Source organism: Comamonas sp. E6, from assembly GCF_001010305.1.
GTDB lineage: Bacteria > Pseudomonadota > Gammaproteobacteria > Burkholderiales > Burkholderiaceae_C > Comamonas > Comamonas thiooxydans.
The window spans coordinates 25,857-48,148 of record NZ_BBXH01000019.1; the positions used below are offsets into that span (position 1 = coordinate 25,857).

At 63.3% G+C, this 22,292-nt stretch carries 21 protein-coding genes; 7 read left to right on the top strand and 14 right to left on the bottom strand.

The features are described 5' to 3' along the window. Positions 1 to 73 precede the first annotated feature (73 nt). From CSE6_RS17205 to CSE6_RS17220, 4 genes are all read right to left on the bottom strand, one after another. Positions 74 to 724 carry a VOC family protein gene (locus CSE6_RS17205; RefSeq protein ID WP_003069123.1) on the bottom strand — a complete coding sequence of 217 codons (651 nt, stop codon included), beginning with the start codon at positions 722 to 724 and terminating at the stop codon, positions 74 to 76. 194 nt (positions 725 to 918) lie between these two features. Continuing rightward, positions 919 to 1,494 carry a YceI family protein gene (locus CSE6_RS17210; protein WP_059441088.1) on the bottom strand — a complete coding sequence of 192 codons (576 nt, stop codon included), beginning with the start codon at positions 1,492 to 1,494 and terminating at the stop codon, positions 919 to 921. An 82-nt stretch (positions 1,495 to 1,576) separates the two neighbouring features. Then, complete coding sequence (locus CSE6_RS17215) at positions 1,577 to 2,140, bottom strand: YceI family protein (protein ID WP_059441129.1); 564 nt, start codon at positions 2,138 to 2,140, stop codon at positions 1,577 to 1,579. Positions 2,141 to 2,290: 150 nt separating this feature from the next. Continuing rightward, complete coding sequence (locus tag CSE6_RS17220; RefSeq protein WP_045839915.1) at positions 2,291 to 2,839, bottom strand: cytochrome b; 549 nt, start codon at positions 2,837 to 2,839, stop codon at positions 2,291 to 2,293. 124 nt (positions 2,840 to 2,963) lie between these two features. Between CSE6_RS17220 and CSE6_RS17225 the strand changes: the two genes are divergently transcribed. The 4 genes from CSE6_RS17225 (at position 2,964) to CSE6_RS17240 (ending at position 8,017) form a co-directional block, all read left to right on the top strand. Next, on the top strand, positions 2,964 to 3,164 hold the full coding sequence (locus CSE6_RS17225; RefSeq protein ID WP_034352884.1) for a hypothetical protein: 201 nt from the start codon (positions 2,964 to 2,966) through the stop codon (positions 3,162 to 3,164). A gap of 197 nt (positions 3,165 to 3,361) precedes the next feature. After that, on the top strand, positions 3,362 to 6,169 hold the full coding sequence (locus CSE6_RS17230) for a xanthine dehydrogenase family protein molybdopterin-binding subunit (protein ID WP_059441089.1): 2,808 nt from the start codon (positions 3,362 to 3,364) through the stop codon (positions 6,167 to 6,169). After that, the gene (locus CSE6_RS17235; RefSeq protein ID WP_003069132.1) at positions 6,169 to 6,738 is read left to right on the top strand and encodes a (2Fe-2S)-binding protein; all 570 of its coding nucleotides are present in this window, start codon (positions 6,169 to 6,171) and stop codon (positions 6,736 to 6,738) included. The genes CSE6_RS17230 and CSE6_RS17235 overlap by 1 nt, the downstream gene beginning before the upstream one ends. Beyond that, complete coding sequence (locus CSE6_RS17240; RefSeq protein WP_034352879.1) at positions 6,731 to 8,017, top strand: cytochrome c; 1,287 nt, start codon at positions 6,731 to 6,733, stop codon at positions 8,015 to 8,017. The genes CSE6_RS17235 and CSE6_RS17240 overlap by 8 nt, the downstream gene beginning before the upstream one ends. Positions 8,018 to 8,181: 164 nt before the next feature. Here CSE6_RS17240 and CSE6_RS17245 read toward each other — a convergent pair whose 3' ends face one another. The 4 genes from CSE6_RS17245 to hemC are packed head-to-tail and all read right to left on the bottom strand — an operon-like array spanning position 8,182 to position 12,425. After that, complete coding sequence (locus tag CSE6_RS17245; protein ID WP_034409517.1) at positions 8,182 to 9,492, bottom strand: heme biosynthesis protein HemY; 1,311 nt, start codon at positions 9,490 to 9,492, stop codon at positions 8,182 to 8,184. 17 nt (positions 9,493 to 9,509) lie between these two features. Beyond that, positions 9,510 to 10,625, bottom strand: coding sequence for a uroporphyrinogen-III C-methyltransferase (locus tag CSE6_RS17250; RefSeq protein WP_034389491.1), 1,116 nt, complete (start codon positions 10,623 to 10,625; stop codon positions 9,510 to 9,512). Beyond that, on the bottom strand, positions 10,622 to 11,467 hold the full coding sequence (locus tag CSE6_RS17255) for a uroporphyrinogen-III synthase (protein ID WP_034389490.1): 846 nt from the start codon (positions 11,465 to 11,467) through the stop codon (positions 10,622 to 10,624). The genes CSE6_RS17250 and CSE6_RS17255 overlap by 4 nt, the downstream gene beginning before the upstream one ends. Before the next feature lie 13 nt (positions 11,468 to 11,480). Next, the gene (hemC, locus tag CSE6_RS17260) at positions 11,481 to 12,425 is read right to left on the bottom strand and encodes a hydroxymethylbilane synthase (protein WP_034389489.1); all 945 of its coding nucleotides are present in this window, start codon (positions 12,423 to 12,425) and stop codon (positions 11,481 to 11,483) included. A gap of 78 nt (positions 12,426 to 12,503) precedes the next feature. Here hemC and ppc point away from each other — a divergent pair, with 78 nt between their 5' ends. Next, positions 12,504 to 15,353 carry a phosphoenolpyruvate carboxylase gene (gene ppc, locus CSE6_RS17265; protein ID WP_034380173.1) on the top strand — a complete coding sequence of 950 codons (2,850 nt, stop codon included), beginning with the start codon at positions 12,504 to 12,506 and terminating at the stop codon, positions 15,351 to 15,353. Between the two features lie 443 nt (positions 15,354 to 15,796). Here ppc and flhC read toward each other — a convergent pair whose 3' ends face one another. The 6 genes from flhC to CSE6_RS17295 all read right to left on the bottom strand — a co-directional run bounded on the left by flhC (position 15,797) and on the right by CSE6_RS17295 (position 21,004). Then, positions 15,797 to 16,348, bottom strand: a complete 552-nt coding sequence (gene flhC / locus CSE6_RS17270; RefSeq protein WP_003052834.1) for a flagellar transcriptional regulator FlhC — start codon at positions 16,346 to 16,348, stop codon at positions 15,797 to 15,799. 38 nt (positions 16,349 to 16,386) lie between these two features. Continuing rightward, positions 16,387 to 16,713: a flagellar transcriptional regulator FlhD gene (gene flhD / locus CSE6_RS17275; protein ID WP_003069145.1), complete on the bottom strand. Its 327-nt coding sequence runs from the start codon at positions 16,711 to 16,713 to the stop codon at positions 16,387 to 16,389. A 615-nt stretch (positions 16,714 to 17,328) separates the two neighbouring features. Continuing rightward, on the bottom strand, positions 17,329 to 18,240 hold the full coding sequence (locus CSE6_RS17280; protein WP_059441130.1) for a sulfurtransferase: 912 nt from the start codon (positions 18,238 to 18,240) through the stop codon (positions 17,329 to 17,331). Between the two features lie 207 nt (positions 18,241 to 18,447). Continuing rightward, positions 18,448 to 19,362, bottom strand: coding sequence for a DMT family transporter (locus CSE6_RS17285; RefSeq protein ID WP_059441090.1), 915 nt, complete (start codon positions 19,360 to 19,362; stop codon positions 18,448 to 18,450). Between the two features lie 83 nt (positions 19,363 to 19,445). Then, positions 19,446 to 20,585, bottom strand: a complete 1,140-nt coding sequence (locus tag CSE6_RS17290) for an aromatic ring-hydroxylating dioxygenase subunit alpha (RefSeq protein WP_059441091.1) — start codon at positions 20,583 to 20,585, stop codon at positions 19,446 to 19,448. Between the two features lie 188 nt (positions 20,586 to 20,773). After that, positions 20,774 to 21,004 (bottom strand): hypothetical protein, encoded by a 231-nt coding sequence (locus CSE6_RS17295; RefSeq protein WP_238585732.1) that lies wholly within the window; start codon positions 21,002 to 21,004, stop codon positions 20,774 to 20,776. Positions 21,005 to 21,018: 14 nt separating this feature from the next. On the opposite strand from CSE6_RS17295, the gene xseB reads away from it, so the two are divergent. Beyond that, on the top strand, positions 21,019 to 21,258 hold the full coding sequence (gene xseB / locus CSE6_RS17300) for an exodeoxyribonuclease VII small subunit (protein ID WP_003069159.1): 240 nt from the start codon (positions 21,019 to 21,021) through the stop codon (positions 21,256 to 21,258). Between the two features lie 38 nt (positions 21,259 to 21,296). Further along, positions 21,297 to 22,238: a polyprenyl synthetase family protein gene (locus CSE6_RS17305; RefSeq protein ID WP_059441093.1), complete on the top strand. Its 942-nt coding sequence runs from the start codon at positions 21,297 to 21,299 to the stop codon at positions 22,236 to 22,238. Positions 22,239 to 22,292 lie beyond the last annotated feature (54 nt).

Below are 22,292 nucleotides of genomic sequence, written 5' to 3' on the forward strand. Positions count from 1 at the left end.
GGCGGCCCCAACCGCCCCGCAGCGAGGGCGTCGTGTCCCCCTTGGGGGAAGCGGCGTAGCCGCTCAGGGGGTGTTACTTACCAGGAACAAACTCCGGCCGGTCGTTGTTCTGCGGCTTGAGGGGAGCGCTGGACTTGCCCTCGGCACGTTCCTTGCGCCACTGCTCCTTGCGGGCCGTCCACTCGTCCAGGCGTGCATGGGCGGTCTTGCTTTCCTTGAGCATCTGCAGCTCGTCGGCCAGCTGGGCCGTCAGCTCCAGGCGGATGCCGTTGGGGTCGAAGAAATAAATGCTCTTGAAGATGTGGTGATCGGTCACGCCCAGCACTTCCACGCCGCAGGCCTGCAGGCGGGCCTTGGTGTTTTCCAGCTCCTGCACGGAGTCCACGCGGAAGGAGATGTGATTGATCCAGATCGGAGTGTTGGGTGAGGGCAGGGCCGCTTCGTCGTCGCCAATGTCGAAGAAGGCGATGAAGGAGCCGTCCTTGAGGCGGAAGAAGAAATGGGTGTAGGGGCAGTACTCGCCCGTGGAGGGGACGTAGTCGCTCTGGATGATGTGGTAGAGCGGCAGGCCGAGGATGTCCTCGTAGAAGTGACGAGTCTCTTCTGCATCCTTGGCCTTGTAGGCGTAGTGGTGCAACTGCTGCACGGCTGCAGGTGCGGGCAGCTGGCTCATGTCTGCACGCCGGGGCTGGGAGTAAACCGGGGTAGGGGCGGCTTGGCTCATGCGATGTCTCCTTCAATTGTGTGAGTGAGATTATTCTACTATTCGTAATCAATTAACCTAAAGTAAATTTTTTAATGAAAGGGATTTGTGTCTGAAGCAGGCTGCAGACGCAAAAAAGCCCGGACCGCTTGCACGGGCCGGGCCAAAGAGAGAGCCCGCAAGGGGCTTCACTCGAGAGTCTTTGCGAACCTGGATTACTGCTTCACGGCTTCGATCTGCATGACCAGGCGCACTTGCTTGGAGAAGCCATAGGGGATGCCGTAGTCCACGCCCCACTGGGTACGGTCGATGGATGCTTCAAAGTCGCCGCCGCAGACTTCACGCTTTTGCAGCATGGGGCTTTCGTAGCAGGTGAACTTGTTGGCCTTGAGGGTAACGGGGGCGGTCTTGCCCTTGAGCGTCAGATGGCCGCTTACTTCCTTGAGCTTGTCGCCGTCGAAGACAAATTTGTCGGAGACAAACTTGGCGCTGGGGAATTTCTCGGCGTCAAAGATGTCGGCGCTTTGCAGATGCTTGTTAAAAGCGGCGGTGCCGGAGTTCACCGATGTCATGTCCAGCTCGATATCGACCTTGCCGGTCTTGCCTGCCTTGTCGAACTGCACGTTGCCGCTCTTCTTGTCGAAGCGGGCACGGTTGGTGGAGGCTCCAAAGTGATCGATCTCGAAAGTCGCAAACGTGTGTGTGGGGTCGATGGCGTAAGTGGCTGGTGCCGCCTGGACAGCGGTGGCAAACAGGGACGCAGCGGCCAGAGCGAACAGAGTGGAACGCATGGTGAATACTCCTTCAGGGATTGGAACTATCAAAACATGAGCTTTCAGCGCTTGCCTATCAAGCGCTGGAGCTGAAAAACGCTTAGAGCTTGCCGACGCCAGTCAGAGCCAGCTTGAATTGCACATTGACCTCGTCGGCCACCATGGAGGTGTCCTTCCAGTCGCCATCGCCGATCTTGAAGTTCAGACGCTTGAGCGCCAGTGTGCCGGTGGCCGTGGTGGTGGCGCCGGACTGGGTCAGCGTCACGGGCAGGCTCACCTTCTGTGCATTGCCCTTGATGGTCAGCGTGCCGTCCACCTGGAACTTGCCGCCTCCCAGAGCCTTGACGGCGCTGGAGTCAAAAGTGGCCTGAGGGAATTTGGCAACGTTGAACCAGTCTGCCTTGGGCAGTTCGGCATCGGTTTCCTTGGCGCCCATGGTGGCGCTGCCAGTATCGACCGTGAAATGGATCTTGCTGCTCTCGGGCTTGGCGGCGTCGAAGGCAATCTGGGCGTCGAACTTCTTGAAGTGCCCCTTGAGCGGCACGCCCATCTGCTTGGCTTCAAAGTTGACGGCGCTTTGCGTGGGCACCAGGGCTTGAGCGGCCTGTGCGGTGTTGCCCAGGAAAGCGGCCGCAATCAGTGCGGAGGAAAAAAGGACTTTCATCAAAAACTCCTTGTGATGAACATACAAAAAACTCAAAAGCCGGTACGGCTTGAAGGAGCGAGACAGCAAGCAAGCGCCGCCGCGCAGCAAAGCTGTTGTCCCCCTGGGGGAAGCGGCGGATCCGCCCCGGCAACGCCGCTCAGGGGGGGACTATTGGCCCGGAACCATGCGTGACAGCAGTCCGTCGCGGTCAATGATCTGATGCTTGATGACGGCAGCGATATGCATCACCACCAGGGCTGCCAGCGCATAGGCCAGATAGCCATGCCAGGGCTTGAGCGCTTCGGCCAGCTCGGGGCTCTTGCTCACCAGGTCAGGCAGGGGCAATTGTCCGAACAGCACGATGGGAAATCCTGCTGCCGAGCTGTACATCCAGCCCACCAGCGGGATGGCAAAGAACAGCGCATACATCAGGTGATGCACGCCGTGGTGGGCCATGCGCTGCCAGCCTGGCATGGTGCGGGTGACGGCTTCGGGCAGCTCCGGTGGTCGGTGGGTGATGCGCCAGACCAGGCGCAGCACGGACAGGATCAGAATCGTCATGCCGGCCCATTTGTGCCAGTTGAAGTACTTGAGGCGTGTGGGCGAGAAAGGCAGGCCTGTCATATAGAGGCCAAAGGCGAAGATGCCGATCAGTGCCAAGGCCAGAACCCAGTGCAGGGCGATGGCGGTACCGGTATAGCGGGAGCTCGAGTTCATGGAAACTGCAATCAGAAAGTGCGGGTCGCGGGCGCTGGAGGCCTGCTGAAATTGATATGCAGTGTATGAAGCGGAGAATGCAAAAAGGTTCAGCAGGATTGAGGGCTCGATTCAAAAAAGCTGAATGTCCGAACCAAAAAGCGCTGGCTTCAGCAAGGTCATCGAACATTCGATGCACAGCGAAGTGGGCGCATGCCGTTTTGCACGACAAGCACTAATGAAGGAAGTCGGTATTGATGAGTATCAATTTTCCGAGTATTTAACTTGTGAATTTGGGTGGCGAGAAATCATGCAGGCCGCTGTTTTTATACTCCGCGCCTCTTAGTCTTTTAAAAGACCAAAGCGTGGCGGACGGCCAAGGCTGGCGATATGTGGGCAGAAATGCCGACAACAACTGCAGCCGTTATCACCTGCTTTTTGACTCTCGGACGCATACAACGTTCGGGAATACATAGTCATCTAGCGATGTGCCCACGCCAGTCCTTGCTGTTGCTGTGCGCATTGCAGCAAGGAGTTGGAACCGTGTCCAAACTGGACTTGAATCGGCGCAGTTTTCTGAAGGCTGCCGCCGCCATGGGCGTGATTGCGAGTGTGCGCCCGGTCAAAGACGCACTTGCGGAATTGATAACGCCCGCCAGCGGTCAGGAGACCCACTGGATCAATGGCAACACGCTCAACTACCGCCGCGACGGCATGGCCAAAGTCACCGGGCAGAAGGTCTTTGCCATCGACCTGCGCGCCAGGGACATGCATGGCTGGCCTGCGCAGCAGTCGCACGCGCTGACCATCCATATCCCGCGCGCCGACCGCATCTACGAAGGCCTGGATCTGTCGGTGCTGGGCAGCGACTACCAGCCTGATGTGCTGATCGACGCCGAGTCCATCGCCGCCGACGGCGTTGGAATGCCCGAGCCGGGCTTCTATGGCGAGTTCTTCGTCAAGAAGGGCCAGGTCTCGCCCATGCTGGGGCACCCGGTGGCCGTGGCCATCTGGCACGACTACGAGAAGTTCCGCGTGGCCAACCAGCGCCTGCGCTTCAATGATGCGATCTTCCGCTTCGGAGCCGAGGCGGCCCAGCCGCCGCGCGCGCCTTATGTGGCCGCGCGCTACGTACGCGTGCAAGGCGAGGACGGCTATGGCGAGGACAGGTTCTCGCCCATGAAGAACACCGTCATCTGGCCTCAACTCGATGAAAAAGGCGTGCACTGGCCTGACAGCAGCCACCCTGCCTTCGGCGCGCTGATGGGCGAGTCGGCCCGCATCCAGGCCGAGATGAAACAACCCAGGGACGGTTTGCGCGCGTTTGCACGCAAGTACTACAGCCAGTCCATCGAGCACGTGGCCATGGAAATGGAAAACGGCCTGGCCTGGTATGAGCAGGGCAGCGGTGCGCTGCACATGGTGGCCGCGAGCCAGGCGCCCTATGGCACGGCCGAGCATGTGATGCACATGCTCAAGGACAGCAAGCTGCCGCTGAACCAGCTCGACTACATCAGCTCCTACACCGTGGGCTACGGCCAGAAGGAGCACCATCCCTTCCCGTTCTACGTGGCACTGGCGTCGCTGTACGCCCAGGGCCGCCCGGTGCGGCTGGCGCTGGACCGCTGGAAGCACTTCCAGTTCGCCCTCAAGCGCCATCCCTTCGACGTGGAGACAGCGATCTCGGTGGACAAGGACGGCAAGTTCCACGCGCTGACCTGCCACATGGTGGGCGACGGCGGCGGCGTGACCAACTTCAGCCCCTCGGTGGGCACGGTGGCAGTGACGGCGGCGCAATCCATTTACTACTTCCCCGAGAGCGACCTGTCGACCGAGGTGTACCCCTCCATCGGCGTCACGGCCGGCTCCATGCGCGGCTACGGCACGGTGCAATCCATGGCCTATACAGAGATGCTGGTCGACGAGATCGCCCAGGAGATCGGCCTCGATGCCATCGAACTGCGCCGGCGCAATGTGCTCAAGAGCAGCATGAAGAACACCCAGGGCGCCTCGCCTTCGGGTCATCTGCGCATTGGCGAGATCCTCGACATGGCCGCCAAGGACCCGATGTGGACCGAGCGCGCCAAGCGCAAGGCCGACTTCGAGGCAGCCAACCCCGGCCTGCGCTACGGCATAGGCTTTGGTGCCGTGCAAAAGGACTTCGGCACGGGGGCAGAAGCCTCGATTGCGCAGCTCGAGATCACGCCCGAGGGCCGCATCAAGATGCGCCACATCGCCACCGAGATCGGCACCGGCAGCACCACGGCACAGCTGGTGGCGGTCGAGCCCTTTCTGGGGCGCCCGGCGGACGACGTGGACTTCGCGGTGAACCACTGGGACAACCTGCCGCTGCATACCAAGGACGAGCCCTATACCACGCCCCAGGCCAAGGAGGATGAGCTGGCCAGGGACCCAAGCTGGGTGCCGCGCCTGGTGTCGCCGGTATCGGCCTCGAACTCGGCCTACTACTTCCGCCACGCCACACAACAGGCGGCGCAGTTGCTGCTCAAGCTCTGCCTGTGGCCTGCAGCCCAGTCAATCTGGTCCGGCAAGGAGGGAGGGGGGCAGATGCTGCCCAGCACCGTCACCGAAGACATGCTGGAGTGGCGCGATCGCATGCTCGTGGCCGAGGGCCTGGAGCCGTTGAGCCTGGAGCGCCTGGCCGAGCGCGCGCACGAGCTCGGCATCGTGACCGGCGTGTGCGTGCACGCCTTTAACCGCTGGGCCTGGGCCAAGGCCGACTTCACGGTCGAGGGCAGGAAGTTCCAGGCCATGATCGACGCCCTGTCCGTGCAGTACGGCAAGGGAGCTGGCGAGGCCAAGAAGGCCGCGATGAAATCCGGCGGCTATGCCTTCATCGCACGCGACAAGGTCTATTACCCGCCGGTGCAGCGCACCAATGCGGGCACGGTGTACTACGCGCCCTGCGCCACCATGGTGGAGCTGTCCGTGTCCCCGGGTACGGGCAAGGTGAACCTCCTCTCGCACAAGACCTGGCTGGAATGCGGCGCGCAAATCGTGCCCGAGCTGGTCTCCGGCCAGATCCAGGGCGGTGTGGCCATGGGTATTGGCCATGCGCTGTACGAAGACCTGCCGCGCCATGAGACCGGCCCCGGCAACGGCCAGTGGAACCTGAATCGCTACCACGTGCCGCGCGCCAGCGAAGTGGCCGTGTGGAAGGCCGAGGGCGTGGTGCTGCCGCCGCTGTCGCGCACCGATCCGCCCAAGGGCATGGCCGAGGTGGTGATGATCCCGGTGGTCGCCGCCTGCGTCAACGCCATCGCCCATGCCACGGGCAAGCGCTTCCATGCGACCCCCGTGACCCCCGACAAAATCAAAGAGGCACTGTGATGCAGGACCGTATCCAATTTTCCGCCACCATCAATCGCAAACAGGTAGGCCCCGTCGACGTTCCCAAGGACTTGATGATGATCGAGTTCCTGCAGGAGTACGCGGGCATGAACGGCACGCGCCTGGGCTGCGGCCAGGGCGTGTGCCGCGCCTGCACCATCATCGTCGACGACCCGGAAAAAGGCTCGATCACCGTGCCCGCCTGTGTGACCGGCGTGACCTGGCTCAACGGCAAGACCATTCGTACCGTGGAAGGCATTGCCTCGGTGGACGACAAGGGCGTGGTCCATCCCTCGCCGGTGCAGAAGGCCTTTCTCGAGCACTATTCCTTCCAGTGCGGCTACTGCACGCCGGGTTTCGTGAACTCGGCCACCGTGCTGGTGGAAAAGCTCCAGAAGCAGCCGGTACCCGCCGATGAGGTGGAAAAAGCCATCGAGGAGCAACTGGAGCCCCATATCTGCCGTTGCACCGGCTATGTGCGCTACTACAACGCCGTGCGCGACGTGATCCTGAAAACGCCGGGCCTGACCACGGGCAAGCGCAGCAAGGAGGTCGTGAACAATGGCTAAGACCTGGATCAAGGGCCTGGGCGCAGCCGCCGTGCTGGGTGTGCTCGTGGCCGGAGGCATGTATCTGTACGGCAGCGCAAGCGGCGACGTCCCGCCCGCCACGGTGGACTTTGCCAAGCTGGGCCCGCAGGAGTTCGATGCGCTCTACAAGCGCGGCGAGCAGGTGTTTCGCGGCGGTGACTGTGCGGCCTGCCACAGCTCGCCCGCCACGGGGGCGGAGCTGGCGGGCGGCGTGCCCATGGTCACCCCCATGGGCACGCTTTACGGTACCAATATCTCGCCTTCCAAGGAGCACGGCATCGGCGGCTGGACGGCCGACGATCTGTATCGTGCAGTAGCTGCCGGCATGGCGCCTGGCCGCAAGAACCTCTATCCGGCCATGCCCTATGCCAGCTACCACCAGATCACGCGTGCCGATGTCGATGCGCTGTGGGTGTGGCTGATGAAGCAGCCGGCCGTGGAAGTCGCCAACAAGCCCAGCGAGATGAACTTCCCGTTCAGCATCCGTCCTGCCGTGGCCATGTGGAATGCGCTCAATCGACCTGCAGCCAAGGAGTTCGACATGTCGGTGGACGAACTGGTGCGCGGCAAGTATCTGGTGGATGTGCTGGGTCACTGTGCCGAATGCCACAGCCCGCGCACCAAGGCCACCTTCGCCATGGATGGTTCGCGCTATCTTGAGGGCAACACCATCGAAGGTTCCTACGCTCCGGCGCTGACCCCCGATGCCCTGAGCGAGCGCGGCTGGACCAAGGACGATCTGGTCAAGTTCTTCCGCACCGGCCTGTCGCCGCAAGGGGTGATGACTTTCCGCATGTCATCGGTGCTCGAACATTCCACCTCGCGCATGGCGGAGGCCGATGTGCGCGCCATGGCCGCCTATCTGACCCAGAACCGCGAGATGCCAGGGCCCAAGCTCAAGGCTGCCGAGGGGCAGACCAGCGTCAAGGGCGAGAACCTGTACCTGGGCTTGTGCGCGGGCTGCCACGGTGCGCAGGGCCAAGGTCAGCCGCATTCGTCGGTGCCCATGAGTACCAACACCACGGCCATGTTCCCCACGCCCATCAACCTGATTCGCGTGATCCGCGAAGGCGTGCACGAGCGTGACCTGGCCCATGGCGAACGCATGCAGACCATGCCCGGCTATGCCGACAAGCTCAGCAACGAGGAGATGGCCGACCTGGTCAACTACATGCGTCAGACCTGGGGCGGCCGCCCTGGCGACGTGACCGCCGCGCAGGTGGCAGAGCATGTGAAGACCATAGAGCACAGCAAGTAAGTCCAGACCTGGCTTGAGGCCACTGTCGCTCGCGGCTTGCCGCGGCGGCCGTGGCCTTTTGCTTTGCGCTCGGCGAGAGCAGCGTAGTTGGCCGCACAGCGTCCGCGCAACTCAAGGCCGCAGTAGCGGCTTGCCTGTTGCTTGTAAGCCGTGTCGGAGCGTGCCTATTCGTCCTGCGCCGGATTGTCCGGTAGCACCACCATGGCCTGGGCTGCGAGCTTCCAGGCGATGGCCGAGGCCTCCATATCGCCACGATGCTCGGCCATCAGCGCCAGACGCTGCCAGGCGCGCGTGCGCAGCTGGGGGTCCTGCAGCAGCGGTGCGGCGCGGGTCAGCAACTGCTGGGCCTTGCCCCATAGCTCGCGCTGCACGCAGGCCATGCCGGCCAGGTACTGCAGGCGCGACTCGCGCGGGTTGGCATTGGCTGCGGCTTCCATGCGAGCCAGCCAGGCTCCATCCAGCTTGCCCAGGCTTGACTGCAACACCTCCACCAGCTTGGGCAGATGGGTTTCCGTGCGCGGTCCTGGCTGGGTCAGCAAATGCTCCCACACGGGCAGCAGCCAGGCGCGTGCCTGCTGGGCTTCGCCACCCAGCTCGATCAGGCGTTCCGTGGCAGGGATGGCTACTTCGGGCATGGCACGCTCGTCTTCGTCCAGCGACAGCCAGAACTGCTGCAGCGACGAGGTGTCACGTGCGTCGCGAATGCTGGCCAGCAACAGGCCGCGGACCACGCTGGCCGAGGCCGCGGGAGAGAAGGCGCGGTGCTTGGCCAGCAGACGGGCGGTGTCGAGCGCCGCCTGCGTGTCGCCGGACAGGCGTGCTGCCTTGAGCTTGATGCGCAGGGCAATCGTGCGGCGGCCTGCGCCCAGCGGCAACTCGCCCAGGCGGCGAATCGATTCGGCGGCATCGCGGTCGTCCAGTGCCCAGCGGGCCGCACGCATCTGGGCGCCTTCGCGAATTTCCATGTCCTGGGTGTTGCCGGGGATGGGCAGCACGTCCAGAGCCTGTTGCCAGTGCTTGTCGCGCAAGGCGGCATCCTGCAGGGCGTGGGAGGCATCGGCGGCGATCAGATGGGCTGTTGCGTTCAGGCGTTCGCCATAAGGCAGGCCGGCCTTTGCTTCGCGCAGCGATTGCTCGGTGGACAAGGCGGCCAAAGCCGATTTGCGGGCGCGCAAAAAGCGGCCGGCCTGCAGATGCGAGAGCGCTTCAAGCAGGCTCTGGTTCATGCCGCGCTCTTTTTGCTGCATGCGCCAGCGGCGTGCCTGATGCGGCATCTGCAGCAGCACTGCCAGGGCACGCAGCGCGGCATAAAGCAGCACAAAAGCCAGAAAGAGCAGAACCAGGGCCAGGTTCAGCGACATGTCCACCCGGTAGGGCGACCAGAACCAGGTGACCGAGCTCTGGTTATTGCCGGCAAACAGTGCCATGGCCACGGCCACGGCAAACAGACCCATCAACCACAAGGCGGCGCGCATTTCTGTGTCCTCCTCGATTAGCGGCCGGCGGCCGCTGTGGTCAGAGCGTTCAGCGTGTCTTCAAGCTCCACGCGTCCGCCCGTATGCAGATTGGCCTGAATCTGCTGCAACTGCGCCTGGGCGATCTGGGTACGCCGCGAGCGTGCGTCAAAGTATTTGTTGAGCAAGGTGCCTGCAGCGCTCAGGTCGGCGCGTGCCGATTCCCACTGGCGCGACAGCAGGGCCAGACGGGCATTGAGCAGTTGCAGCTTGAGGTTCTCGCGCAGGAAATAGCCCTGCTCGGGGGCCAGCAGGGCCACCTCGGGGTGATCGATGCGGCGCACGCGCACCAGATCGGCCGCGCCATCCTTGAAGGAGTCCCAGACCCGCTGACCCTGGCCCTGCCACCAGGCCCATTGAGTGAGGGAGAGGCTGGCGTCCTCGGGAGTGTCATGAGCGGCCGCCGTCTTGCGGGGCTGAGCATTGCGCGTACGCGGGCGACCCACATCGTTGATGAGAGCCAGGTCGTCCACCTGACGGATCAGGTCCTCGATACGGCTGAGCACCCCCGTTGTGTCCGTCACGCTCATGCGCGAGAGCTTGTCCAGATCCAGATCAATGGCGCGCACGACGGGCGCCAGACGCGGCTGGGCCGTGCTTTCCACGCGCTTTCTGGCTGATTTGAGGCTCGCCACCAATGGCTGCAGGCTGCCCGAGAGTTCAGCCTGTTGCTGAGCCATGCGTATCGAGGATTCGATATCGGCCACGAGGTTTTCGTCGCGCGAGCGCGACATGCTTTGCATCAATTCTTCAAGCTGGTTGCGCTGCAGGCTGAGTTCGGCCACACGCGCTTCCATCACGGAGACACGTGCTGCGCTGTCGCGAGCCAGATCCTGAGCATCCTTGGCCAGGGTACGAGCCTCCACCGACTGCGCGCCGGACTGCGCCGACTGACGCGCCAGTTGCTCCTGCATATTGCCCACGCGCTGCCACAGCATGCCGCAGGCGACCAGGGCTGCGGCAGCCACCGCTCCCAGCGTCAGCACCAGAGCCGTGGGGACACCACGCCCAGTCTGAGCGGGCGCGGAAGGGTCCTGGCTGGGGGAGGAGGCTGAGGGTTGGTTGTCGGAGGTGGGGATGGCATCGGAGCTCATAGAGCCGATTCTATAGACGCAACCACATCGTCCAGACTTGGGCGACTGTGCAAAACCTGACCGAAACCTGCTGAAAGTGCTTTGCTGGCAATGCGTTCATGGGTGGTGAGCGCTAACCCCGAGTGCCATTGCTGCTGGGGCAGCAGCTGTTGCAGGTTGGCAACAGCTTCCGAGCTGCTGAACAGCCACAGGCTGCCGTCGCTGGCGGCTTGCCGGGCCAGATCCAGCTGTTGCGCCGTCCATGGCGGAAGCTGGCGCTCATACACGGCCAGCAGTTCCACCTCGGCTCCGGCTTCGCGCAGCCGGGCTGCCAGCCAGTCACGGCCAGCGCCTTGTGTGGACGGGATTGGCATGCCGGCATTGCCGACGACGGGGGCGGTCGCAGGGCTGGTGCCGCGCACGATCAGCACGCGGTCGCCAGGGCGAACCTGGCCGTGGACGTTCTGCCAAAGCGCTTCGGACTCGAACTGCGCTGCGTCAGGCGAAGGGCCGTCGATCTGGAGAGAGGCCAGTCCTGCTTCTAGCAGGGCGCGCTCTGTGCCCGGGCCGGGGGTCCACGCCCTGGTATCAGGCGCTAGCAACGCTTCAGCATCCAATGCTGGAGTTTGATCCTGAGCAAAAAAATACTGCACCGCATTGCCGCTGACAAACATCACGGCCCGGTAGTGACCGGGTTTCAGCGCCAACTGTCGCGCCCTCAGCAGAGCCTGGTGTGCAGCCGGGTCTGTGCAGGGCCCTATGCCTATCAGCGGCAAGGCCTCGGCCTGCAGACCGCGGGCGCGAAACGCATCGACCCAGGGTTTCGCATCATGCAAGGGGCGGGTGACCAGAACGCGGCGCATGGGCAGGCGCGGCTCAGTCCTGCCTGGGCGCCGCAGGCACGGCACCCGCGGCTTGCAGCTGCGCGGCCAGTTGCTCGCCCAGAGCGTTGGCGCTGGCAAAGTCCGTGACGCTGGCGCTGGCCTGCACGCGCACCAGGCCCTTGCTGCCCTCCATATCGCCCCAGGCTGCATCCATGTGCAGGGTGTTGCCTTCAAAGCGGCCGTATGCGGCCAGCGGCATGGAGCAGCTGCCGCCCATGCAACGGCTGACGGCGCGCTCGGCAGTCACGGTCAGCCAGGTGGGCATATGGGCCAGCGGGGCCAGGGCGTCGATGATGTCCTGGCGGTCTGCGCGCACCTCAATGCCCAGCGCGCCCTGGCCGGCTGCGGGCAGCATCTGGGCAGGGTCGAACCTGGCGCGGATGCGCTCGCTCATCTCCAGGCGCATCAGGCCGGCGGCTGCCAGCACGATGGCGTCGTACTGACCTTCGTCGAGCTTGCGCAAGCGGGTGTTGACATTGCCGCGCAGGGCCTCGATCTTAAGATCGGGGCGCAGCGCCTGCAGCAGGGCCTGGCGACGCAGGCTGGAGGTGCCGACCACGGCCCCCTGGGGCAGCTCGTCCAGCGATGCATAGCGGTTGGAGACAAAAGCGTCGCGCGGGTCTTCGCGCGTCATCACGCAGGCCAGCACAAAGCCCTCGGGCAGCTCCATGGGCACATCCTTCAAGGAATGCACGGCCAGATCGGCGCGCCCTTCCTCGAGAGCCACTTCGAGCTCCTTGACGAACAGACCCTTGCCGCCCACCTTGGACAGGGCTCGGTCCAGAATCTGGTCGCCCTTGGTCGTCATCCCCAGCAGATCGACGCTGTGGCCACGGCCGCGCAAGATCGCCTGCACATGCTCGGCCTGCCACATGGCCAGCTGGCTCTCACGTGTGGCAATGACGATGGATGTGGGTGAGGATGCAGAAAATTTCATGACGGCGCGGTCTCAAGCGGGTAACGGGGAATGCTAGCATGGCAAGTTGCCCTACACCGTGCCCAAGGAGAATAGTTCATGCCTTCCGCCCGCCCCAAGAGCGCCGCACATACAGACAAACATGGCGACAAGCCGGTGCGCAAGACCGACAAGGATTTGCCGCTGATCGAGGACATACGGCTGCTGGGGCGCATTCTGGGCGATGTGATTCGCGAGCAGGAAGGCGGGCCGGCCTACGAGCTGGTCGAGCAGGTGCGCCAGCTATCGGTGGCCTTCAGGCGCGATGCCGACGAGGCGGCCGACAAGGCGCTCAAGAAGCTGCTCAAGGGACTGTCCAGCGATCAGACGGTGAGCGTGATTCGCGCCTTCACCTACTTCTCGCACCTGGCCAATCTGGCCGAAGACCGCCACCACATCCGCCGCCGCGCCGTGCACGAGCGCGCCGGCAATACGCAGGAAGGCAGCATCGAGGTGGCACTGGCGCGCCTGCGCTGGGCGGGCATCTCGACGGCCACTGTGGTCGATACGCTGGCCAAGAGTTTCATCTCGCCCGTGCTGACGGCTCACCCCACCGAGGTGCAGCGCCAGAGCATTCTGACGGCCGAGCGCCGCATCGCCCAGTTGCTGGCCGAGCGCGACGATATCCTGATGCGCGCCCAGCTCTACAACAGCGCCAAGGACGCGCTGACCCCACGCGAGCTGACGCGGGTGGAGGCGCAACTGCGAGCCTGCGTGGCCCAGCTGTGGCAGACGCGGCTGCTGCGTCATTCCAAGCTGACGGTGGCCGACGAGATCGAGAACGCCCTGTCCTATTACGAGGCCACGTTCCTGCAGGAGATCCCCAAGATCTACGAGCAGCTGGAGCAGGAGCTGGGCGAGAAGCTGCCCGAGCAGAGCTTTTTGCGCATGGGCCAATGGATTGGCGGTGATCGCGACGGCAACCCCTTTGTGACGGCCGAGAGTCTGGAGCTGGCCCTGTCGCGCCAGGCTGATGTGGCTCTGCGCCACTATCTGCGCGAGGTGCACTATCTGGGTGGCGAGCTGTCGCTGTCGGCCAATCTGGTGGACATCACGCCCGAGATGCAGGCACTGGCCGATGCTTCGCCCGACCACAATGTGCACCGTAGCGACGAGCCTTATCGCCGGGCGCTGACGGGCATTTATGCGCGGCTGGCCGCGACGCTCAGGCAACTGACGGGCGGCGAGGCGGCACGCCATGCCGTGGCGCCCCAGAATGCCTATGCATCGGCCGACGCCTTTCTGGCCGATCTGCAGATCATCGACGACTCGCTGTCGCGCTATCACGGCGATGCCCTGGCGCCGCAGCGCCTGCGCCCGCTGATGCGCGCCGTGCGGGTCTTTGGCTTCTATCTGTCCACGGTGGACCTGCGCCAAAGCTCGGACAAGCATGAGGAAGTGGTGCGCGAGCTGCTCTCGGTCGCCAAGGTCGAGCTCGATTACAGCCTGCTCGAAGAAGACGCCAAATGCGCGCTGCTGGTGCGCCTGCTCGAAGACGCACGACCCTTGCGCGTGATGGGCGCCGACTACGGTGACCACACGCGCAGCGAGCTGGCCATCTTCGAGACCGCCAAGCGCCTGCGCGAGCGCCTGGGCAGCGAGGCGATTCGCCATTGCATCATCAGCCACACCGAGACCGTCAGCGATCTGCTCGAGGTGCTGCTGCTGCAAAAGGAAGTGGGCCTGCTGCGCGGCACGCTGCAGGACGGCGCGCAATGCGATCTGATCGTGGTGCCGCTGTTCGAGACCATCGAGGACCTGCGCAATGCCGCGCCCATCATGCGCCGCTACTACCAGTTGCCCGGCATTGCCGAGCTGGTCCGAAAAAGCGGTGGCGAGCAGGACATCATGCTGGGCTACAGCGACAGCAACAAGGACGGCGGCATCTTCACCAGCAACTGGGAGCTGTACCGGGCCGAGATTGCGCTGGTCGATCTGTTTGACGATCTGGCCGATCACTACGGCATCCGGCTGCGCATGTTCCACGGCCGCGGCGGCACCGTGGGGCGTGGCGGCGGCCCCAGCTACCAGGCCATTCTGGCGCAGCCGCCAGGCACGGTGCGCGGTCAGATCCGCTTGACCGAGCAGGGCGAGGTCATCGCTTCCAAATACGCCAACCCCGAGATCGGACGACGCAACCTGGAGACCCTGGTGGCCGCCACGCTGGAGGCCACGCTGCTGCAGCCGACCAAGCCGGCGACCAAGGCCTTCCTGGAAGCCGCGGCGTTTCTGTCCGAAACCAGCATGGCGGCTTATCGCGCGCTGGTCTACGAGACTCCGGGCTTTACCAATTACTTCTTCAGCAGCACGCCGATTCGCGAGATCGCCGAACTCAATATCGGCTCGCGCCCCGCATCGCGCAAGGCGACCCAGGCCATCGAGGACCTGCGCGCCATTCCCTGGGGCTTCAGTTGGGGCCAGTGCCGACTGACGCTGCCGGGCTGGTACGGTTTCGGCTCGGCGATCCAGGCCTTTATCCACCGTCCGGGCAAGGATGCCAAGGCGCAACTGGCGCTGCTGCAGAAGATGTACCGCCAGTGGCCGTTCTTCCGCACCTTGCTCTCGAACATGGACATGGTGCTGGCCAAGAGCGACCTGAACCTGGCCTCGCGCTACAGCGAGCTGGTGACCGACACGCGCTTGCGCCGCCGCATCTTCGGCGCGATCGAAGCCGAGTGGCAGAGCACGGTGGAAGCGCTCAACCAGATCACGGGCGACAAGCAGCGCCTGGAGCACAACTCCGCATTGGCGCGCTCCATCCGCCACCGCTTCCCCTATATCGATCCGCTGAACCACCTGCAGGTAGAGCTGGTGCGCCGCTGGCGTGCGGGACAGACTGACGACAGGGTCAAGAACGGCATCCACCTGTCCATCAACGGCATTGCCGCCGGAGTGCGCAACACGGGTTGAGGTCGCTGATGGCTGCTCCTGAATTGGGAGCTTATGTCGCCAATGAATAAAGGGTTTGAAGCATTTATCTGCTTTAAATCCTTTGTTGAATGGCGCTACCAGCTATGGAAGTTGAAGAGTCCTCAAACAAGCGCGCTTGCATGGCGAGCCATCCAGCAAGCGCTGTCGCAGTTTCTCGGCCATCAAGGCCGGACACGCTGAAGCCGCCGCAGCAGATCACGGAAGATAGGCTGCATCTTTAGGAGCTGCATGCGCCAACGCATAAAGGGTTTGAGGCCAATAAATGCTTCAAACCCTTTGTTGTATGGCGCTACCAGCTATGAAAGTTGAGCTTTAAAACTGGCGTGCTCCAGGCCGGAGGCAGCGAGCAAGCGCCGCCGCGCAGCGAGGCTGCCGTCCCCATCCCGAAGAGAGAGGGGGAAGCGGCGCAGCCGCTCAGGGGGTTAGTGAAGCATTAAGGACCCGGCGGCCTTGCTCTTGCCGGCGCGCGCGGGAGGGTTGCACAGGCCGCACTGGTAGTGGCGCGCATTCTCGTAGGGCTCGGTCACGAACTGGCCCTTGCAGACCGAGCATTGCGTGCGCGTCAGCATCTGCGCATCGACAAACTTCACGAGGCGCCAGGCGCGGGTAAAGGACAGCAGCACCTCGAGTTCGGCCGCCTGGATCTGCTCGGTATAGAGGCGGTAGGCCTTGGTCAACTGCTCGGCCGAGTCCAGCTCCACGCCCTTGGACAGGTATTCGTAAATATTGAGAAACAGGGAGCTGTGGATGTTTTCCTGCCAGGTCAGAAACCAGTCCGTGGAAAACGGCAACTGGCCCTTGGAGGGAGACTTGCCCGAGATTTCCTTGTACAGCCGGATCAGGCGTTCATAAGACAGCGTGGTCTCGGACTCCAGCACCTGCATGCGGGCGCCCATCTCGATGAGCATGGCGGCGCGCTCGATTTGCTTGGATTCATTCAGAACGCTTTTGGTGGCAGTCTTGGCGGCGGGCATCAATCTCTCCTTAAAACCAGGTAGTCGCTAGCGGGTGCTCAGAGCACTTCGGAGACACGGCTGGCCATCAGGATGTTGGCGTGCAGCGTATTGGTGGCGGCATTGCCGATCTTGTTGCTGCTGTGGTTGGTCAGCAGGCTCCAGACCATTTCGTCGTCGGCGCGGAAGCTGGCCAGCAAGGTGTTGCGCGATGCCAGCTTGAGCACCTGGGCCGAAGACAGCGAGCCCAGCAGGTCGCAGGACTCTTCGTTCAGACCCAGACGGAACACGGCCTCGGCCTTGTCCTGGCGGATCAGGGTCTGGGCCAGCATCAGATAGGTGAGGTTGGCTTCGCGGATCTCGGCAAGCAGTTGTTCGTTGTTCATGGGTCCAGTCCTTTCAATCTCGACAGACCGTCACGGCGCACACAAACATGACGTTAAAAGTGTTTCGATCTGTTGAAATGAATTGTGTTTCAAGCCCTGATCGAACTGAAGTCGGGGAGCGTCGGTATCGCCGGTCTGGTTTCACAGGCAGGCATGTAGGATTTCCCTTACTGTCTTGCCGTCCTTCGGGATGACTCGGAGTGCCGGGTGGGGGCTGACATTGCGTCAAGCCGGATTCCACTGGTACATGTATTGTGAATCTGTCCGGAAGATGACAAACGAGCAAATAGGCGGCTTTTTATTCGGTATCTGATCGCCTATGAAAAAAGGCCGCTGGGATTTCCTGTGATAGCGGCCCGAATCCGGGTTGCCAAGCTGCATCGACATGCGAGTGCGGACATGTGCCTCGGCCATTTCGCCAAGGCCCGGAGCGCCGAGAAGCAATGGGCCTGGTCTGGTCTGGCTTGGCGCTGAGCAAGCGCGCCGCACCGCGCTTGCGCCTGTCTACGGTGATCACGGTGCGCTCTGTCCGTGGCCCAGGGAGTGAACCCGGCAAACGCGGGGGAGCGTGCCTGTTCAAAGCCGGTGCCTGACGCGACACCGGCATATGGCAGCTCAGCCTCGCTCGGCCGGGCGGGAGGGCTGGCTGCACCACTCGCTCCAGCTGCCGGCAAACAAGGCTGTGGGCGCAAAGCCGGCAATGCGCATGGCCAGCACATTGGGCGTGGCACTGACACCGCTGCCGCACTGGTGCACCACGCTGGCGGGATCGCGTCCGGCCAGCAACTGCTCGAACTCGGCTTTGAGCAGCGCTGCGGGCTTGAAGCGTCCATCGGCCGCGATATTGCTGCTAAACGGCCGATTCAGTGCACCCGGAATATGGCCTGCCACGGGGTCCAGGGGCTCGACCTCGCCGCGGTAGCGGGCCGGGGCCCGGGCATCGATGAGGGTCTGGGTGGCCTGGCCCAGGTCGGCCTCGACCTGGCCTACGGTCTTGAGTGTCTCCAGCGGCTGGCCCAGTTCAAAGTTGGACTGGAAATGGCGGGGCTCTTCCCCGCTGCCCACCGCCTGGCCGGCCGCCTGCCAGGCCTGCAGTCCACCATCGAGCACCGCCACGGCATCGTGGCCGGCCCAGCGCAGCATCCACCACAGGCGACCGCAGTAATTGGCGGCGTTGCGGTCATAGACCACGGCCTGCATATTGTTGGCAAAGCCTATGGACGACAGCCAGGCGGAAAAGCGCTCGCGCGTGGGCAGGGGGTGGCGGCCGCCGGAGGCCGATTGCACGCTGGTGGTGACCTGGCCGTCTTCGCCGGGTGCTCCGTGCGGTGCGCTGAGGTCTTTGTCCAGATCGGCGAACAGGGCGCCATCGATATGGACCTGCAGATATTGCTCGCGGCCGGCAGGCGGATTCATGAGGTCAAAGCTGCAGTCAAACACCATCAAAGGCTTGCCGCTGGCCTTGAGCCGGGCCAGCTCTTCGACGGAAATCAGGGTGTTGTAGTGCTCGGGCGCCGAGTGGTTCATGGCTTGCTGCTCCAAAGATTGAACGGCTGCAGACGGCATGGCGTGCAGTCTTGCGGCATGCAGACCATTATGCGATCGGGTCGCAGCGCCCGAGCCCTGCAGGCTTCATTGTTTGGATATGGCAAGCCGCGCAGATCCGGCGTGGACTGCGCGGCAGGCTGGGGCTGCTGACGTGCATGGCGAAGGCGCCAGGCACCGCTGCCATGGCTAGCCCCTGGAGCGCAAGGCGGTTGCTGCGGCTCCGCTGGCGACGATGAGCACAATGCCCAGCCAGCCGATCAGAGGGATGCTTTCGCCGAACAGCACCAGGCTGAGCAGGGCGGCAAACACAATGCCCGAGTACTGCAGATTGGCGACGACCAGGGTGTTGCTCTTGCTGCCGGCCGAGGCATAGGCCTTGGTCATGCAGACCTGGGCCACGGCGGCCAGCACGCCCACGGGCAGCAGCCACAGAGCGCTCCAGCCGGGGAAGGGCGAGATGCCGCTGAACAGCATGGTGATGCCGCCGGCAATGGCCGATCCCACCGAGAAATAGAACACCACGCGGGTTTCAGGTTCGCCCAGGCGCGACAGGGTGGTCACCTGCATATAGGCCATGGCCGCAAACATGCCGCCAAACAGGCCGCCGAGTGCGGCCACCCATTCGCTGGCCGGGGCGCTGGTCGGGCGCAGCACCAGCAGCACGCCGACAAAGCCCGCCACCACCGTGGACACCAGGCCCCAGGGAAAGGGCGGAATGGCGCGGCGGGTTTCGGGCTCGGCCGCATAGGATTTGCGCAGCGTGTGGCGCATCCACAGGCCCTGGGCGATGAGAAAGACCGCCATCCAGATGCTGCTCATGGAGTTGAGCGTGGTGGCCGTGGCCAGCGGCAGATGGCCGATGGCGTAGAACCAGGCACCCATGGAGATCACGCCGACAAAGCTGCGCCAGGCATGCTCGCGCGAGTACTGGGTGGTCAGCGTCACGCCGCTGCGCCTGGCCAGCCAGACCAGCAGCGCCATGCTGACCAGGCCGCGGTAGAACACGATCTCCGCCGCATTGAAGTCCTGGGAGGCAAACTTCACACACACACTCATGACCGCAAAAATCAAGGCGGCCAACACCATCCACAGGGCTTGCATATCTCACTCAATTCAGCATAAAAAATAGCTGCTGTGCTTATGGGGTAAGCGATAGCAGCTATCAGTCTTGAGGCTTACCTCATTCAGCGTTGGGGGACGCTGTCGCCCATGATGCGGCGATACCACTCATGGAAATGTTGCATGCCGTCTTCCATGGGGCTCTGATAGGGGCCGACCTCGTTGTCGCCGCGTTCATAAAGCGCCCTGCGGCCGCCGTCCATGCGTTCGGCGATCTCGTCGTCCTCGATGCAGGTTTCCATGTAGGCGGCCTTCTGGGCCTGCACGAACTCGGGCTCGAAGGCGGCGATTTCCTCGGGGTAGAAGAACTCCACCACATTCAGCGTCCGGTCCACGGCCAGCGGGTGCAGGGTCGAGACGGTCAGCACATGCGGATACCACTCCACCATGATGTGGGGGTAGTAGGTCAGCCAGATGGCGCCGCGATCGGGCAGCTCGCCGTTGCGGTAGGCCAGCAGCACTTCGTGCCACTTCTTGTAGATGTCCGAGCCCGGGTTGCCGAAGCCGGGGGCCACGCCCACGGTCTGCACCGAGTACTCGCTGGCGAATTCCCACTTCAGATCGTCGCAGGTGACGAAGTTGCCCAGACCGGGGTGGAAGGGGCCGACGTGATAGTCCTCCAGATAGACCTCGATAAAGGTCTTCCAGTTGTAGTTGCATTCGTGCATCTCGACATGGTCGAGCACGAAGCCGTCGAACCGGAGCTGCTCGCGCAGCTTCATGCCGGCCAGATCGGCCTCTATGTCGCGGCCGTTGTCCTCGAACAGCAGTCCGTTCCACTCGCGCAGACGGTAGTTGTTGAGGTTCAGGCAGGGGTCGTGGCTGAAATGCGGGGCGCCCAGCAGCTCGCCGCTGGTGCTGTAGGTCCAGCGGTGCAGCGGGCAGACGATATTGCCTCCGGCATGGCCCTTGCCCTCGGACAGTAGATTGCCGCGCCCCTTGAGCATCACCGCCTGGCGGTGGCGGCAGACGTTGGAGATCAGCTCGATCTCGCCTTTGGCATTGCGTATCAGCGCCCGCCCTTCTTTTTCCTGAGGCAGGGCGTAGTAGTCGCCTATCTCGGGAACGGCCAGCTGGTGACCCACGTAGCGCGGGCCGCGCTTGAAAATCGTTTCCAACTCACGCTGGAACAGCGCCTCGTTGAAATAACTTGAAACTGGTAGTTGGCTTGCGGCCTGCTGCAGTTGAAGACTTAAATCAGTCATGGATGACCTGACCTAAAGACTCCCCACAGGGAGGGTGCACGTGCGCACACGGTAAAAAACGAAACCGGCCTTGTCTGGACACGGGCCTCAGGCAATGGGCGGTGGCGCATGGCCAGCCGACTCGTTTGCCCGACCGGATGACCAGGCACGTGGCCGGCTTGACGGGAATGGGATTATAGGCTGTGGGGTTATTTCCGTTTTTCTGGTACGTGTATTGACGTTATTTCGACGCTGTAGCGAAGGATCCTGTCAGCAAGCTGCCAGCCGTCCGCAAACCGTGGCTGGTCGTCAAAAAGGCTGGTGCGGACGGCATCGACCTGGCCGGAAGTCACAGCCAAGACATCTCCCGCCTGCCGGCTTTGCGGGCATTGCACGCCAATGGTGCAGGGGCGCCTAAAATCGTCGTTTTCGTCCAACATAGCCCACACCATCCATGCCCAAGGCCGCTGCCGCCAAAAAATCCGAACAGCCTGTCAGCTATGAAGCTGCTTTGCAGGAGCTGGAACAACTGATTGCGCAGATCGAATCGGGTCAGCTTCCGCTGGAGCAGATGCTCAGCGGCTACCAGCGTGCGGCCGAGCTGCTGGGTTTTTGCCGCAGCCAGCTCGAAGCCGTGCAGGAGCAGGTCAAGGTACTGGACGAAGGCAAGCTGTCCGCCTGGACCCAGGACTGATCCCGGCGTCCGCGCTTTTTGCCTTGAAGATGCAGCCCATGAATGAATCAATGATTGCCGAACCATCGACGCCTTTGAACGAGGGCAAGCCTGCCCTGGATTTTTCCGTCTGGATGCAGGAGCGACTGGCGCGCACCGAAGATGCGCTGTCGCGCTGGGTGGGCATCAATGCACCTGCGGGCCTGGGCGAGGCCATGCGCTACGCCGTGCTCGATGGCGGCAAGCGCTTGCGACCGCTGCTGGTCTGGGCGGCCGCCGAGGCGGTGGGCGGTCTGGCTGCGGCCACGCTGCGCGCAGGTTGTGCCGTAGAACTGATTCACGCTTATTCCCTGGTGCACGACGACATGCCCTGCATGGACAATGACACCATGCGCCGTGGCAAGCCCACCGTGCATGTGCAGTTTGGCGAAGCCTCGGCCCTGCTGGCCGGCGATGCCCTGCAGGCCCTGGCGTTCGAGTTGTTGCTGCCTGAAGACGACGGCATTCCCTGCTCCATGCAGGCCAGGCTGTGCCGCCTGCTTGGCGCAGCGGCGGGCAGCCAGGGCATGGCCGGCGGCCAGGCCATCGACCTGGCCAGCGTGGGCAAGCAACTGAGCGAGGCGCAGTTGCGCGAGATGCACCGTCTCAAGACCGGTGCGCTGCTGTTGGGCAGCGTGCTCATGGGGGCCGCCTGCAATGCACAGACCGATGCCCGGGCACTGGCCGCGCTGACCGACTATGGCCAGGCACTGGGCGTGGCCTTCCAGGTGGTGGACGACATTCTGGATGTGGTGGCCGACTCCGCAACGCTGGGCAAGACGGCCGGCAAGGATGCGGCCAATGACAAGCCCACTTTTGTGTCGCTGCTGGGGCTGGAGGCGGCAAGAGCCCATGCCGAGCAGTTGCGCCAGCAGGCCCACGCCGCCTTGACGCGCAGCGGATTGGCCGACACCCAGGCCCTGGCCGCACTGGCCGATATGGTTGTGCAGCGCACCCACTGAAATTTAATAGAGAAGCCCTGTAATCCAGTATTGGTAAACACTAGCAGCTATTAA

Excerpts from the sequence above, each read along its gene's own strand:
- CSE6_RS17255 (WP_034389490.1), bottom strand. The coding sequence starts at position 11,467 with ATGCGCCGCGTTCTGGTCACCCGCCCCTTGCATGATGCGAAACCCTGG.
- CSE6_RS17220 (WP_045839915.1), bottom strand. The coding sequence starts at position 2,839 with ATGAACTCGAGCTCCCGCTATACCGGTACCGCCATCGCCCTGCACTGG.
- CSE6_RS17280 (WP_059441130.1), bottom strand. The coding sequence starts at position 18,240 with ATGAACCACTCGGCGCCCGAGCACTACAACACCCTGATTTCCGTCGAA.
- CSE6_RS17285 (WP_059441090.1), bottom strand. The coding sequence starts at position 19,362 with ATGCAAGCCCTGTGGATGGTGTTGGCCGCCTTGATTTTTGCGGTCATG.
- hemC (WP_034389489.1), bottom strand. The coding sequence starts at position 12,425 with ATGAAATTTTCTGCATCCTCACCCACATCCATCGTCATTGCCACACGT.
- CSE6_RS17210 (WP_059441088.1), bottom strand. The coding sequence starts at position 1,494 with ATGCGTTCCACTCTGTTCGCTCTGGCCGCTGCGTCCCTGTTTGCCACC.
- xseB (WP_003069159.1), top strand. The coding sequence starts at position 21,019 with ATGCCCAAGGCCGCTGCCGCCAAAAAATCCGAACAGCCTGTCAGCTAT.
- flhD (WP_003069145.1), bottom strand. The coding sequence starts at position 16,713 with ATGAACAACGAACAACTGCTTGCCGAGATCCGCGAAGCCAACCTCACC.
- CSE6_RS17215 (WP_059441129.1), bottom strand. The coding sequence starts at position 2,140 with ATGAAAGTCCTTTTTTCCTCCGCACTGATTGCGGCCGCTTTCCTGGGC.
- CSE6_RS17250 (WP_034389491.1), bottom strand. The coding sequence starts at position 10,625 with ATGAGCTCCGATGCCATCCCCACCTCCGACAACCAACCCTCAGCCTCC.
- ppc (WP_034380173.1), top strand. The coding sequence starts at position 12,504 with ATGCCTTCCGCCCGCCCCAAGAGCGCCGCACATACAGACAAACATGGC.
- CSE6_RS17225 (WP_034352884.1), top strand. The coding sequence starts at position 2,964 with ATGTCCGAACCAAAAAGCGCTGGCTTCAGCAAGGTCATCGAACATTCG.
- CSE6_RS17290 (WP_059441091.1), bottom strand. The coding sequence starts at position 20,585 with ATGACTGATTTAAGTCTTCAACTGCAGCAGGCCGCAAGCCAACTACCA.
- CSE6_RS17305 (WP_059441093.1), top strand. The coding sequence starts at position 21,297 with ATGAATGAATCAATGATTGCCGAACCATCGACGCCTTTGAACGAGGGC.
- flhC (WP_003052834.1), bottom strand. The coding sequence starts at position 16,348 with ATGCCCGCCGCCAAGACTGCCACCAAAAGCGTTCTGAATGAATCCAAG.
- CSE6_RS17295 (WP_238585732.1), bottom strand. The coding sequence starts at position 21,004 with ATGTTGGACGAAAACGACGATTTTAGGCGCCCCTGCACCATTGGCGTG.
- CSE6_RS17205 (WP_003069123.1), bottom strand. The coding sequence starts at position 724 with ATGAGCCAAGCCGCCCCTACCCCGGTTTACTCCCAGCCCCGGCGTGCA.
- CSE6_RS17240 (WP_034352879.1), top strand. The coding sequence starts at position 6,731 with ATGGCTAAGACCTGGATCAAGGGCCTGGGCGCAGCCGCCGTGCTGGGT.
- CSE6_RS17235 (WP_003069132.1), top strand. The coding sequence starts at position 6,169 with ATGCAGGACCGTATCCAATTTTCCGCCACCATCAATCGCAAACAGGTA.
- CSE6_RS17245 (WP_034409517.1), bottom strand. The coding sequence starts at position 9,492 with ATGCGCGCCGCCTTGTGGTTGATGGGTCTGTTTGCCGTGGCCGTGGCC.